General features: G+C 29.1%; 11 protein-coding genes and 1 tRNA gene. 8 read left to right on the forward strand and 4 right to left on the reverse strand.

Translation table 11 applies throughout. The annotated features are described in order from the left end of the window. The first annotated feature begins 122 nt into the window (after nucleotides 1-122). From XO10_RS03245 to XO10_RS03255, 3 genes are read left to right on the forward strand one after another with little or no spacing between them, the layout of a single operon-like run. On the forward strand, nucleotides 123-1289 hold the full coding sequence (locus XO10_RS03245) for a chromate transporter (RefSeq protein WP_075780372.1): 1167 nt from the start codon (nucleotides 123-125) through the stop codon (nucleotides 1287-1289). 19 nt (nucleotides 1290-1308) lie between these two features. Beyond that, nucleotides 1309-1581, forward strand: a complete 273-nt coding sequence (locus XO10_RS03250; RefSeq protein ID WP_014296146.1) for an acylphosphatase — start codon at nucleotides 1309-1311, stop codon at nucleotides 1579-1581. A gap of 13 nt (nucleotides 1582-1594) precedes the next feature. Further along, the gene (locus XO10_RS03255) at nucleotides 1595-2815 is read left to right on the forward strand and encodes an alkaline phosphatase family protein (protein WP_014296147.1); all 1221 of its coding nucleotides are present in this window, start codon (nucleotides 1595-1597) and stop codon (nucleotides 2813-2815) included. Here XO10_RS03255 and XO10_RS03260 read toward each other — a convergent pair. Next, entirely contained in the window at nucleotides 2801-3907 is a 1107-nt protein-coding gene (locus XO10_RS03260; protein ID WP_014296148.1) for a hypothetical protein, read from the reverse strand. The genes XO10_RS03255 and XO10_RS03260 overlap by 15 nt on opposite strands. A 101-nt stretch (nucleotides 3908-4008) precedes the next feature. Here XO10_RS03260 and XO10_RS03265 point away from each other — a divergent pair. From XO10_RS03265 to XO10_RS03285, 5 genes are all read left to right on the forward strand, one after another. Beyond that, a tRNA-Pro gene (locus XO10_RS03265) sits at nucleotides 4009-4084 on the forward strand. A 106-nt stretch (nucleotides 4085-4190) separates the two neighbouring features. Then, nucleotides 4191-6206: a hypothetical protein gene (locus tag XO10_RS03270; protein WP_175421117.1), complete on the forward strand. Its 2016-nt coding sequence runs from the start codon at nucleotides 4191-4193 to the stop codon at nucleotides 6204-6206. Nucleotides 6207-6311: 105 nt separating this feature from the next. Further along, a complete protein-coding gene (locus XO10_RS03275) occupies nucleotides 6312-6872 on the forward strand; it encodes an RNA polymerase sigma factor (RefSeq protein WP_014296150.1) in 561 nt (186 codons plus the stop codon). Beyond that, nucleotides 6869-7075, forward strand: coding sequence for a hypothetical protein (locus XO10_RS03280; protein WP_014296151.1), 207 nt, complete (start codon nucleotides 6869-6871; stop codon nucleotides 7073-7075). Before XO10_RS03275 ends, XO10_RS03280 begins: the two co-directional genes overlap by 4 nt. Nucleotide 7076: 1 nt before the next feature. Beyond that, a complete protein-coding gene (locus XO10_RS03285) occupies nucleotides 7077-7529 on the forward strand; it encodes a SoxR reducing system RseC family protein (protein WP_014296152.1) in 453 nt (150 codons plus the stop codon). A gap of 33 nt (nucleotides 7530-7562) precedes the next feature. On the opposite strand, the gene XO10_RS03290 is transcribed toward XO10_RS03285, so the two are convergent. The 3 genes from XO10_RS03290 to XO10_RS03300 all read right to left on the reverse strand — a co-directional run bounded on the left by XO10_RS03290 (nucleotide 7563) and on the right by XO10_RS03300 (nucleotide 14256). Continuing rightward, nucleotides 7563-8813 (reverse strand): MFS transporter, encoded by a 1251-nt coding sequence (locus XO10_RS03290; RefSeq protein WP_075780374.1) that lies wholly within the window; start codon nucleotides 8811-8813, stop codon nucleotides 7563-7565. 17 nt (nucleotides 8814-8830) lie between these two features. Continuing rightward, entirely contained in the window at nucleotides 8831-10804 is a 1974-nt protein-coding gene (uvrB, locus tag XO10_RS03295) for an excinuclease ABC subunit UvrB (protein WP_014296154.1), read from the reverse strand. 86 nt (nucleotides 10805-10890) lie between these two features. Beyond that, nucleotides 10891-14256: a PQQ-binding-like beta-propeller repeat protein gene (locus tag XO10_RS03300; protein ID WP_014296155.1), complete on the reverse strand. Its 3366-nt coding sequence runs from the start codon at nucleotides 14254-14256 to the stop codon at nucleotides 10891-10893. Between the last annotated feature and the right edge of the window lie 81 nt (nucleotides 14257-14337).

A 14337-nucleotide genomic window follows, 5' to 3' on the forward strand; every position in this document is an offset into this window, starting at 1 on the left:
CCCCTTTCAAAATTTTTATTTCTTATTATATAGTATACCAGAAAAAAGCTAAAATTTGACGATTTTATTTTAAAAATGGTAAAATACTATGGCAAAATATATATTAATTTCAGGAGGTATTTATGAAAAAACATCACAAAGAGATTTTAGAATGGATGAAAATCACATTATATCTTGGAATAATTGGTTTTGGTGGTTTTTCTGTTTTAGCTTATGTAAAAAAACTTCTTGTTGAAGAAAAAAAATATATCACACAAAAATTTTATTTAAATGCAGTTGCTTCTATCTCTCCTTTACCAGGAGCTATGGCCGTGAACATGATAACTTTTGTTGGAGCTGAGTTATACGGTTTCTGGGGTGCAATACTTGGTGTAATAACCTTTATAACACCCTCATTTCTTTTAATGATTTTACTTGCAAAATGGTATATAAAATACGGAAATACACCATATATTGAATTTCTAACAAATATGTTTATTCCTTTAATTCTTGTATTTATTACCAATGCACTTTTTAAAATCTCTAAAGGTGTTTTTAAAGAAAAAATCTCATATGTTTTCACCATCTCAGCATTTTTAATGTTATTGTTTTTAAAGATAAATGTTATATACGTAATCTTATTATTTGGATTATTGGGTATGATTTTAAATAAAGAAGAAGGACATGTAGAAGATATTCATTTAAGACGTGTCCCAAAAAGCAATAAACTATATGTGACTTTGTTTTTAATTTCCATTGCATTAATAAGCATATATGTATTTTATAAAAATCCATTTATATTTAAAATGTTCTATAATTTTTTCCTTTTAGGTGCAACAGGATTTGGAAGTGGTTACTCTGTAATAGCTGTCATGGACGAATTAATTGTTAGGAAATTACAATGGCTAAATGTAAAGGAATTCACAACAGCTCTAATTGTTGGACAAATAACTCCAGGACCTGTAATGATTACAGCAACTTTTGTCAGTTATTATTTAAAAGGCTTTCTTGGAGCGTTATATGGAACATTAGGAATTTTTCTAACTCCCATGACATTGGCGTTTGTTTTAAGCAAATATCAATCAAAAATCCGTGATAAAAAATGGTTTGTTGGATTTGTAAAAGGAGTTAATCCTGCTTTAGTTGCAATTTTATTGAGGCTTATAGTAAAATATTCTATGATATTACCTTTAAATATATTTTCTATTTTAATATTAATATCGTCTATAATCTTTATTATTAAATTAAACAAACCTCTTTATGCTGTTTTTAGTACCATCGCTCTGGGAACCATAGCTTATTTTATTTAAATTCCAAGGAGGTATTAAAGTGATAGCTAAAAAATTCAAAGTATATGGAAGAGTGCAGGGTGTTGGATTTCGATGGTTTGTAAATCATACAGCAGAATCGTTAGGCATAAAAGGCTATGTAATGAACATGCCAGATGGAAGCGTTGAAATTATTGCTGAAGGAACTTCAGAAGAATCATTAGAAACCTTCAAAGACTATATAATTAAAGGAAACGGCTTTTCCGATGTAGAAGATATAGAAGAAGAAAACATTCCTGTTGAAAATTACCCTGATTTTTCAATAAAATATTAAAAAGGAGACTATTATGTGGAGAGATATTTTAAAGGAAATATACAATAATAAAATAGAAGGTTTAGGCATTTTGCCTCATTATAATAATTATTCAATAGTTAATATTTCAAATTGGATTATTAAAAATTTTGACGGAAAACCTTTTCACAAACCTTATCCTATACCAATTTCACCAAAAAAACACGTAATTTTAATTTTAATTGACGCTATGAGTTATGATACCTTTAAACTGGTATTAAAAGAAAAAAAGCATGAACTTTCTTTAATTAATAAAAGCCATTTTTTTCCTGCAACTTCTGTTTTTCCATCAACAACAGCAAACGCCATAACCTCCATTGTCACAGGCAAAACACCTGCTGAACACGGTATTTTAGGATATATTTTATACTTTAAAGAATTGGGTTCTTTGGTAAATATGATTGATTTTTCTCCTTTATATGGTGGAAATAGCGTATATGAACCATATTTCATAAACAATTTGCTTAATGTTTCAACTATATATGAAGAGTTAAATAAATTAGGCGTTAAAACCTTTACACATACACATTCAGATATAGTCGGTAGTGGATTAAGTAAAATTCATAATAAAGGAAGCAACATAAAAGGATATAAATCGCCTATTGAATTATTTGGGATGATATATGATAAGTTACAGGAATACAGAAAAAACAACGATACTTCGTTTCAATTTGCATATTATGCATATGTGGATAGTATTGGACATAAATATGGAGCAAGAGATCATAAATATAAATCACAAATTTTCTGGTTTTTGAAAATGCTTCAAGAAGAGTTGCTAAAAAAATTATCTCCAGAAATAAGAGAGGATACTGTTATATTAATAACTGCAGATCATGGAATGCTAGAATCTCCCTTACAAAAAGAAATAAGATTCTCCAACGAAGATGAAATTTCCAATTATTTATGGGCTCCACCTGGTGGAGAAATGCGAATGATGTATTTTTATACCAAAAGCAAAAAAGAATTTATGGAATATTTTAATTCAAATTATAAAGATTATGGAAATCTTTTATCTATTGAAGAAAGCGAAAAAATTAATCTTTTTGGCGGTTCTCTTAATAATGATTTTAAAAAAAGAATTGGCGATTTTACAATGATTGCTAAAGATAATTATAGCTTTGTTTTTAAATATGGAAATTCTTTTGTTCATCTAAAAGGGAAACACGGTGGTTTATCGTATAGAGAAATGATAGTTCCTCTAATTGCTTTTTAAACTGAATTTAAAAGCTATTATAAAAACCATAGAAATAATCATAATAAAAACAAACATATATCTTTCTATTTGAGGATATAAAAGATATGAAACAAATGAAGCAAATAATCCACCAAAAATACTCATATGAAAGGCATACAAATAATTTTCCACATCGTCTTTTATACTTTCAAATTGAGAAATAAAACTCCATGAGATACTCTGAAAAACAAAAATCAAAAAGGTTACAAGTATTATAAGCAATTTATCAGATGTATAAAATCCTATAATAGAAAAAAAGATAAGCAAAAGATTCAACGTAATAATAATCTTAAAGACGCTAAAAAAACGAAATATATACTTTGAAAGTTTTATACCTATTAATAATAATACTGTCAATATAAAAATATGAAGATTTGTTAGATACAAATCAGAAAACACATTAAAATATATTAATTTTATATTGGAAATTAATATATAAAAATCAAAGCCGGACAAAAAGAAAAAGAAATTTAAACATATTTTACATTCTTTATTGTTATCAAAATAGCTAATATTTGTATCAAGATACTTATTAAATGGAAATAACAAAAAACCAGAAAAAAGAACTAAAAATCCTGCACTCCAGCCCAGTTGCGGAACAACAATTAAGTTTATCATTGCAGCAAATACATATCCAAGAACAAGTCCAAGTGTTCCAAAATAAAATTTTATTTTTGAATACTCAGATAAAAATGATGTTTTTATTCTGACATAAATCCAGAAAACCCCCAATCCCATACCTGCTAAAAATCTTAAAAATAGAAAATAATCGTAATCAGGAGCAAAAAAAGAAAATGCATTTAATAACACAACCAGTGTAAAAAAGAACCTTCTAACTACTTTATTCATATTTAAAATAATTCTAAACAGCAAAATTCCAAAATTAAAACCAAAAAAAGTAGTAAAATTAATTACATAAAATTTTTTCATTTCAATATTATACTCACCAAGGATCTCAAAAGATATGAAGTTAGGCAATACTAGACTATAAGATATATATAGCATAGAAAAAAATATAAAAGCCAGAGATATATTTAATTTAGAATTCAAAAATATATTCTTATTTTCCATTTTACCTCCTCCTTTTGAATAATTATACCAGAATTTTAAATCTTTTAAACCTTCTATTATTGACTCATTTAATAAAATATGTTATAATTATGTGCGGATTTCGGGGCGTGGCGCAGATGGGAGCGCGTTTGCATGGGGCGCAAAAGGTCGCTGGTTCAAGTCCAGTCGCCCCGACCATAGAACTCCGGTAGTAAATACTGCCGGAGTTCTTATTTTTTAGGGAATAATCAGTTGTTTATAGAATAATTCATTGAAAAAAAATTAAAATCCAGGGGTGAGGAACTTGAAACTAAAATTGATTATAGCTGCCGCTTCAGCATTTGTAATATTGATGACCGCAATTGTTGTTATTCCTATAATAATGAAAAACGAACCACCATCTATACCTGAATTATTCACACCAAAAAACGGATCCATTGATCTGCCTGTAAATATTGTTTTTTCATGGGCCGGGAATGATCCTGATGGTGATTCCTTAAAATATGATTTATATTTATCAACAGAAAAGGATAATCTCACACCCATTGCAACAGATTTAGTTGAAACTTCATTCTCCAGAGTATTAAATTATAACAAAACATATTATTGGAAAGTTGTTGCAAAAGATAAAAAAGATTCCACAGAAAGTGATATATGGTTTTTTTCAACAGAAAATTCTATTCCTTTAAAACCATATAATCCCACACCAAAAGATGGAAGTTCTAATGTTCCTGTGATTACCACTTTATCCTGGCAATGCGAAGATCTTGATGGGGATAAAATATATTATGACGTATATCTTGGCAGATCAATTGATACTTTAAAACTTTTAGCTTCAAACACTACAGAAAATTCTTTAGAAGTTAACTTAAAAGAAGATGCAAGATATTACTGGAAGGTTGTCGCCAAAGATGAACATGGCGGAATTACCTATGGGGAAGTATGGGCTTTCCAGACAAAATCTTTAAAAGAATTAGGAACACCTTTCAACCCAAAACCAACAAATAACGCAACTAATATAGAAACAAATGTAAAATTAGAATGGCAATACGCAGGTAAAGAAGCTTTATTTGACGTTTATATGGGATTAAACCCAGACGATTTTACACCAGTAGCTCAAAACTTAGGATACCAATTCTATGAATTATCTTTAGATCCAGGAAAAACATATTACTGGAAAGTTATTGCAAAATCTGATAATGAAGAAAAAGAAAGCTCTATCTGGAATTTTACAACCAAACCTCTGGAAAACTCTGAAATAATTACCGAAAATGCTACAGAAACACAAAGTGAAGAAGATATTACCATTGAAAGCACCACTATTATAACCAATGAACCCACCTCTACATTAGAAATAATAGAAACAACAGAAGCAACAGAAAAATTAGAAACTATTCCACAAAAAGAAATACAAAAAGAAATAATTGAAAAGAAATATATTCATACAACAGGTAGCGGAATGGGAATGTTTATTATAGATGTAACAGATCCTAAAAATCCAAAAATTATAAATCATGTTTATACAGAAGGCTGGGCTGTAGGACTTTATGTAAAAGAAACACATGCATATATAGCAGATTGGATAAATGGTTTTGTTGTTGCAGATATCACCGATTTAAAACATCCGAAAAAAGTTGCTAAACTAAAAACCTTTGGAAAGGTATATTCAATATTTGTAAAAGGAGATATTGCATATATTCTTGAAGGAAACTCTGGAATGGAAGTTGTAAAAATAAATAAAGATTATTCTTTAGAATCATTAAGTTATCTCGATTTAAAAGGAACTTCTGGAAGAATTTTTGTAGAGGATAATTATGCATATATTTCAATGGGATATGATGGATTTGTAATTGTTGATGTTTCTGATCCAAGAATCCCAAAATTAGTAAGCTTCTTTGACGCTGATGGTTTTGCATATAATATTGTAGTTCATAATAACATAGCTTATCTTGCTGATGGCGATCACGGGTTAAAGATTATAAATGTAAAAGATAAAATACATCCAAAATTAATTTCAAAACTAACTATAAAATCAGAATGGGGAAGAGTATTTTATGATAATAACATTGTATTCTATGCCAAAGGAGAAAAAGGATTTGCTTTAATAGATGTATCCAATCCTGAAAAACCTGTATTATTATCTCAAATAGACACAAAAGGATTCTGCTATGGAGGATATATTTATAAAAATTATTTATACGTTGCAGACGGAGAAAATGGATTATTAATTTATGATATTTCAGATCCTGAAAAACCTGTATTTTTATCTCATCTTGGTAATTTATATCTTCAAAACGTAATATTGGAAATCAGAAAATAAATTATATTAAACTTTTTGAACAAAATAAAAAATTAAAAGTCTAATAATAAGGAATAAACCTCTTTTGTGGTATAATATTTAAAAACCACAAAGAGGTGATCTTTTTTGACAGAAAAAAAATTAATTGAAAGATTAAAAGCTAAAGATAAAGAAGCTTTTGAAGAGTTATACAATCAATATGCACCCAAAATATATGTAACCCTCAAAAATTATGTTGGACCAAATGAGATTGAAGATGCTCTTCAAGAGGTATTTTACAAGATATTTAAAGGAATCCATACATTTAGAGGGGATTCAAAGCTTTCGACATGGATTTATCAAATCACTATTAATGTTGGAAAGGATTTCATAAGAAAGAAAATTAAAAACCCTGTGGAAAATATTGATCTTACTGAAAATTATACAGAAGGCGTTGGAATCCAACCACATTCTGATGTAAACGTCTCAAATGAAGTTTTTGATGAAATGGAAATGGACAAAATCATTAAAATCATGGATAAATTATCTGAGGAAGATAAAACCCTTATTAAATTAAGAGATATTGACGGTCTTAGTTATGATGAAATTGCCAAGAAATTAAATAAACCGCTTGGAAGTGTAAAGAGCCGTTTGCATTATGCAAGGAAGAAATTCCAAAAACTTCTCAAGGAGGAAGGCCTCTTATGATAGACGAAAAGAAATTAGAATTAATTAATATGATATTAGATGGAGAAAATGTGGACTTTGATGAAAACTTAGAAGAGGATATTGCAAAATACAAATCATATGTAAGAGCTTATTTTTTAACTCAGGAAAGTTATATTATTACAGAAAAATATAAAAGTACTATTATTTCAAAAATAATAGTAAGCATTGACGCGGAGGAATAATATGCGAGAAGTATTTATGGTTGGAAACATAGAAGACAATAATGTATATCTTATTAGCAACATGAGTTCCGCATGTGAAACATGTACTCTAAATGGAGCATGTAGTGCTGGAAGTTCACAAAGAACCATGAAAATTAATAAATCTCAATTTGAAAAAATGCCTTCAATTGGAGATTATGTTGTAATAGAATTACCGGAATTTTCTGTATCCAAAATTTCATTCATTATATATGGCTTTCCTCTTATAATGTTTATTCTATTTTTAGTTATTGCATATTTTATTACAAAAAGCGATACTTATGCTTTTGTATCAGGGATAATTGGAATATCGATTTCATATGGAGTAATTGCCTATCTTGATAGAACCGTCTTTAAAAAGAAATATCAACCAAAAGTTATTGAAATACTTCCAAAAAGAAATAATATCAATTTATCTGTTGGTATAATAAAATAGCGAGCTTGTTTATTCAAGCTCGCTATTTTATTATTAAATCTCATTATGAGCTGCAAACTTTAAAGAAATAAGAGTCAAAACTATTAAACCAATAGAGACTATACTTAATGCATAACCTATTCCTATCAAATCTGCTAAATATCCTATAACAGGAGTTAATATCGCTGTTAAAAGAGTTTTAAATTGCGATTCAACTGAAAGTACAGAAGCAAGAATATTATTATCTATATTATTTGAAATATAGGCTACGCTTATAGGCTTCCTTAAATTTTCTATTAAATATATTCCAAGGTAAAAGATAATAGAAATTGTAAATAATTTAAATTCATAGGTTATTCCACTTAATATTCCAAAAACAAACCCCAGACTCATTGTTAATACCAGCGGCTTCAAATATGTTTTAAACTTTTCAGCAAACTTACCAGAACGTCTTGATACAAAAGATGTAAGAAAATATATTACCGAATATACTATACCAATTACCAGCGAAGAGCGTTTATCTTCACTTAAACTCATAAATATTGGTAAAGATATTGCAAATGATTTCAACATAGGTTGCAAAAAGTCTTTTACTGCAGAATAATAACCTGTATATGATGAACTTATTAAAATGCTTCCAAATAATCTTGCACTTTTAAATGCCACAGCAAATTCTTTAATTACCTTTTTAAATGAATTGGTAAACTCTTTAAAATCAAATCTTTCAAGCGTTCCATCTAATTCCTTTGGATAAGTGAGCATTAGAATTAAATCAAAAATATACGGAATTATCGTAAATAAAAATATAGTTTGATACTTTCCAGAATAAAATACAATACCACCGGCTATTAAAGATGAAATAGCAGATCCCAGCTGTGAACATGATCTTGTATTACCATAATAATGAACCTTCATATTTTCCCAGCCTTTGATTTTTAAATATTCAAAAATCATAGCTTTATGCGTTCCTGTTCTAAATGCCTCACCAAAAGCATAAAGAATCATCGCAAATGCAAAAATAGTATAACTTTTAGAAAAATAAAAAATAATGAAAGAAATTATATAACTTGAAAAAGAAAATACCATAGATCGCCTTCTACCAACAGAATCAGCAATAATCCCAGTTGGAATTTCAAGAATATTTGTCGCAATTTTCATTATTGAATAAAGCGTACCTATTTGAAAGAAGTTAAGCCCTTTTTCAAGAAAAAACAAAACAAGAAAAGGCTCAAAAAATCGCAAATTTTTCAAAAATCCATAAGCACAAAACTTATAAAACTGTAAATCCTTGTACTTTTTATCCATCTTTAACCTCCTATCTTTTATTTTATTCTATATTTTTTCTTTACCCTTTTTATTTCATCTCTATATTTTGCAGCATCTTCATATCTTAATTCTGAAGCCGCTTTAAACATTTCTGCTTCTAATAATTGAATATATTCTTCCGGTGTTGTTCCTTCTGCTACTTCAAAGATAAATTCCGGTTTTTCTGTTTTTTCCATGAATTGTTCAAAAATATTTTTAGGTAATTCCTTAATAATACTTTTAGGAATTATATTATTTTTTTCATTATAATACATCTGAATCTTTCTTCTTCTATTTGTTTCATATATTGCCTTTTGCATTGCTTCAGTAATTTTATCTGCATATAATATTACCTTTCCATTTATATTTCTTGCTGCACGTCCTATAGTCTGAATTAATGTAGTTTCTGAACGTAAAAAACCTTCTCTATCAGAATCCATTATAGCAACTAGCGAAACTTCTGGTAAGTCAAGACCTTCTCTTAAAAGATTAACACCTATTACCGCATCAATTTCACCACTTCTTAGTTTTCTAATAACTTCAGCTCTTTCTATTGCATCTAATTCAGAATGAAGGTAGGTAGCTTTTATTCCAAGCAAATTTAAATGATCAGAAAGCATTTCTGCATCTTTTTTGGTTAATACAACAGCTATTGCTCTTTCATTTCGAGATATTATTTTCTTTAATTCTGCAATAAAATCGTCCACCTGACCCATTGTAGGACGAACAATTACTTCTGGATCAATAAGGCCTGTAGGCCTGATTATTTGCTCTACTACTTGTTCAGAATGCTCAAATTCAAATGATCCCGGTGTTGCAGAAACAAAAATTGTCTGGCGAATTTTCGATATAAATTCATCAAATTTCAGCGGTCTATTGTCAAATGCTGACGGAAGTCTAAAACCGTATTCTATAAGATTTCTTTTTCTGGAATGATCTCCTGCCCACATTGCTCTAAGCTGAGGAATAGCTATATGCGTTTCATCTATAAATGTAATAAAATCATCGTCAAAGTAATCAAGTAATGTCCAGGGCGGTTCTCCAGGTTTCCTCATATCAAAATGCCTTGAATAATTTTCTATTCCTTTACAATGCCCCAATGTTTCCAGTAATTCTATATCCATTAATGTTCTTTGTTTTAATCTTTGTGCTTCAAGTAATTTACCTGCTTTTTGTAATTCTTTCAGTCTTTCTTCCAGTTCTTCGCGAATAGACTGAGTTGCTCTCATTATCTTTTCTTCAGTGGTAACAAATTCGCTTGCAGGATAAATGGTAATTTTATCAAAACTTTCAATCTTAGTTCTGTTTAATATATCAAATGAGTATATTTTTTCAACTTCATCATCAAAAAATTCTATTCTAATTCCAAAATCTTCATATGGTGGATATATTTCGAGTATATCCCCTTTAAATCTAAAATTACCGCCTGTATGTTTATCTTCTGAGCGATTATAAAGCATTTTTGCAAGTGATTCTAAAATAAATCGTCTATTATATTCTTCTCCTACTTTTATTTTTAAATTTATATTGGCAAAATCTTCAGGATTTCCAGATGCATATATAGCCGAAACACTGGATACCACTATAACATCCCTTCTGGTTAATACAGATTTTAATGTGGATAATCGCATTTTTTGAAGAATTTCATTTATACTTGCATCTTTTTCTATATACATGTCTCTTGTTGGTATATATGCTTCTGGCTGATAATAATCGTAATAACTTATAAAGAATTCAACTTTATTTTCAGGGAAAAACTCCTTAAATTCTCTGTATAATTGAACAGCAAGTATTTTATTTGGGGATAATATTAAAGTAGGCCTGTTTAATCTCTCTATTACATTGGCCATGGTAAATGTTTTGCCTGAACCGGTGACCCCTAATAACGTTTGAAATCTATATCCTTTTTTTATTCCTTTAACTAATTTATCTATTGCTTCTGGTTGATCACCCTGAGGTTTATATTTTGAATATAATTTAAAGTCTGGCATTATATCACCTTTTTATTTTAAAATTTTACTTATATTATTATTATAACATGAAAAAATAACAGGGACCTGAAAAGTCCCTGTTATTTTCAATAAACACCCATTGAATTTTTGCCTATCATTGGCCAGCTTGACGAATCCGGTCCTGTTATATTATCATATATTGCATAAATATAACCATTATAAGTAGAAAAATAAATTGTTCCATCATTTGATATTATTGGACTTTGAAAATATGTATAGTCTCCAGAATCAAGTGTAAATACCCATTTTTCACTTCCATCTCCTGGATTAAATGCATATAATTTTGTGTCAGTTAAAACATAAATTGTTCCATCACTTCCTACTGCTGGAGAACGTGAAAATATATGATCACCATTTGGTAAGGTTATTGACCATTTTTCAGTAAGATCCGGATTTACTGCATATAATTTATCATAATAAACTGCATAAATTGTTCCATCACTTCCTACAACCGGCATTCCCGGATTAAATCCAACTGATGATGGCGGATCAGACATAATTGTATCTGTAGAAAATTCTGTATCTATATTATAATAAGCAATCGAATAATCATCTCCAGTAGTAAAACTAGTTATAAGATAGTTTTCATTGTTATAATTACTATATATCACTCCATATGCTGCTTTAAATCCTTCAGTTGTTTTTTCACCAAAATAAGCATCCAACTTTATTACACCTGGGTTAGAACCTCCAAATGGTATAAACAAATAATCTACTCCTTCTATTTTAGCTGAGATTATCCCTGAAACATCCGATGTATTGGCATTAATAGTTGTAGTAGAACAGGAACCACTTTCATATGTTACAAATAATGTTGCATCAATAAGATTCCCTGCTGTTTCATCTTTGCCTATAAAATACAAATTACCATCTTCTATACTTGTAAAATATGGGAATAAATTAGAGGCAATATCTGGAATAGACCATTTCACAAATCCCAAATCTGAATCAATTGCAACCATAGAGGAACCGTTTCCTCGTAATGTAGTATAAATATTCCCATCATAACCTTTCATTAAACTATACCCCGCCAGAAAATCGTCTATCATACTCCCTTGTACTACAAAATAAACAAGCATTGTATTCCATTCCAAATTACCATTTGAATTATACTTTGAAACATATGTTTTTGTATTTTCAGTACTTGAGGATGAATAGGTTATATATATATTTCCTTCATCGTCTATTACAGGATTTGCTGCAATATAATTCCCACCTGTATCTATTTTGAACTTTAATGTTCCTGGAACTATATGTCTTATAGTATATATTTCACTGAAGCTTTTAGCTCCGTGTTCGTCTTTTGCAACTATTTGCCAGTATAGAACATCTGTAGTCAATGAAATAGTATAGGAATTTGTTGTTAAATCCGATGCAGTAATTGCAAGAGTATTTGTAGATACAGTACTTGTATATAAATCATAAACTACAGTATCGTTGTCTTTATCTACTACTTCATTCCAGTTTAAAATAACAGAATTTTCATATACTTTTTCCAGGTTATCAGGAGAAGTTAATACAGGATCTTCTGGTGGTGAATTTGTTTTAAATTTATAAATTGCACTTTCTGTTTCTCCACGATTTCCATCATTTGCTATTACTTTCCAGTAATATGTTTTATCTTCTTCTAAATTTGATATAGTTATTGTTGTGCTTTCATAACTACTTTCTACCAATGGTGGACTTGATATATCTCCAAAATATATATCATATTTTATCTGATCTCCATCTATATCCAATCCATTCCATACCAATACTACTGTATCAGTACTTTCTACTGTTTCATTATTCATTGGATTTACTATACTTATTGATGGTACATTGTTTGGTTTTTCGGCAACTGTTACTGAACTTATTCCTGTTTCGCTTATGCCGCCTCGTCCATCATTCACTCTTATTTTCCAATAATATGTTTTACCTCTTTCTACTGGAATTATGTAACCTGTACTTTCACTGCTCACCTGTACTAACGGTGGATTCTTTTGTTCTCCATAATATATATCTGATTTTACTTCATCTCCATCTTCATCACTTATTTCCCATTTTAATTCTATTTCTGTTGTTTCATAACTATATTCTTCCCCATCATCAGGACTTTCCTTTGTTACTACCGGAATATGATTATTTTCTTCCATTTCTTTATTGGTTTTAAATTTATATACTCCACTATCTGTTTCACCATCATTATTATCCTTTGCTATTACTCTCCAATAATATATTTTATCTTCTTCTAAATTTGGTATTGTAATTGTTGTTTTTTCATATCCACTTTCTATTAATGGAGGGCTTGATATATCTCCAAAATATACATCATATTTAATCTGGTCACCATCTATATCTGATCCTTTCCATTCCAGTACTACTGTATCAGTGCTAATCAATGTTTCACTGTTTAAAGGACTTATTATATCTATAGCTGGATCAGTATTTTCCGGATTATCCCCACTATGTTCTATAATAAAATAGTAAGTGTCAGACTCTGTTAATGCACCTCTGGAATCTTTTACCTGAATTCTCCAATAGTATTTTTTATTTTCTTTAAGATCTGATATTATTAAGCTTGTTGAATCATAATCCACTTTTATTAAAGAGGGTAAAGGAAAATCTCCAAAATATACATTATATGTTAATTTATCATTATCCGGATCTTTACTGTCCCAGATTATTTTTACTGTATTTGTACTTTCTAATGTTATATTATTTTCCGGAGATATTAAGTCTATAGCTGGTGAATGATTACCCGGAATTTCTACCTGTTTTGTATAAAAATATTGCGTTTTTGATTCCACAAATCCACCATCTTCACCATAAGATATTATTTTCCAATAATATCTCTTTCCAGATTTTAAATGACTTAAATAAAAATATTTTTCTTTATAATGTTCTTTTACTAACGGTGGAATGGGATTATCTCCAAAATATATGCTATATTCTTTAACCTTAAAATCATCTTTATTCATTTTCCATTCCAAGGTTGCTTCATCTGTTTGAGATATTGTTTGACCATTTTCTGGCGTCAAGAAAACGATTTCTAAGTTTTTATAAACATCATTTTCTTTTTCCTTTTCGCTTATTGTTTTAAAATACCATATTGGTCCTTCTGTAATCCCTCCTCTATTATCCTTTGCAACAACTTTCCATTTATATAATGTATCTGGATGTAAATTTGTGTATTTTATTTCAGTTTTTGGATAATCCACTTCTACTGGAGTTAAATTTCCATTGGATTCTGAGAGATATACGTTATATAGTAATTTATCGTTATCTGAATCCTGGCAATTCCATTTTAATGTTATTTCCGTTGCAACATTTGTTGAATTATTTGCAGGAAATGGTTCATACGGTTTTAACGGTGCTGTATTTCTTAAAAAACATCCTGCTAATAATATCAATATCATACCCAGCCATACAATTTTATACAATCGTTTCATAATACCGCCCCCTAAAAATTATTAATACATCTTTAATTCAATTATATCACAAAATTAAAAAAATGGTCGATTTTTTATAAT

It is taken from the genome of Marinitoga sp. 1135, assembly GCF_013363245.1.
Taxonomy (GTDB): domain Bacteria; phylum Thermotogota; class Thermotogae; order Petrotogales; family Petrotogaceae; genus Marinitoga; species Marinitoga piezophila.

Coding starts and splice junctions, on each gene's coding strand:
- XO10_RS03245 (WP_075780372.1), top strand. CDS start 123: ATGAAAAAACATCACAAAGAGATTTTAGAATGGATGAAAATCACATTA.
- XO10_RS03255 (WP_014296147.1), top strand. CDS start 1,595: ATGTGGAGAGATATTTTAAAGGAAATATACAATAATAAAATAGAAGGT.
- XO10_RS03260 (WP_014296148.1), bottom strand. CDS start 3,907: ATGGAAAATAAGAATATATTTTTGAATTCTAAATTAAATATATCTCTG.
- XO10_RS03280 (WP_014296151.1), top strand. CDS start 6,869: ATGATAGACGAAAAGAAATTAGAATTAATTAATATGATATTAGATGGA.
- XO10_RS03285 (WP_014296152.1), top strand. CDS start 7,077: ATGCGAGAAGTATTTATGGTTGGAAACATAGAAGACAATAATGTATAT.
- XO10_RS03290 (WP_075780374.1), bottom strand. CDS start 8,813: ATGGATAAAAAGTACAAGGATTTACAGTTTTATAAGTTTTGTGCTTAT.
- uvrB (WP_014296154.1), bottom strand. CDS start 10,804: ATGCCAGACTTTAAATTATATTCAAAATATAAACCTCAGGGTGATCAA.
- XO10_RS03300 (WP_014296155.1), bottom strand. CDS start 14,256: ATGAAACGATTGTATAAAATTGTATGGCTGGGTATGATATTGATATTA.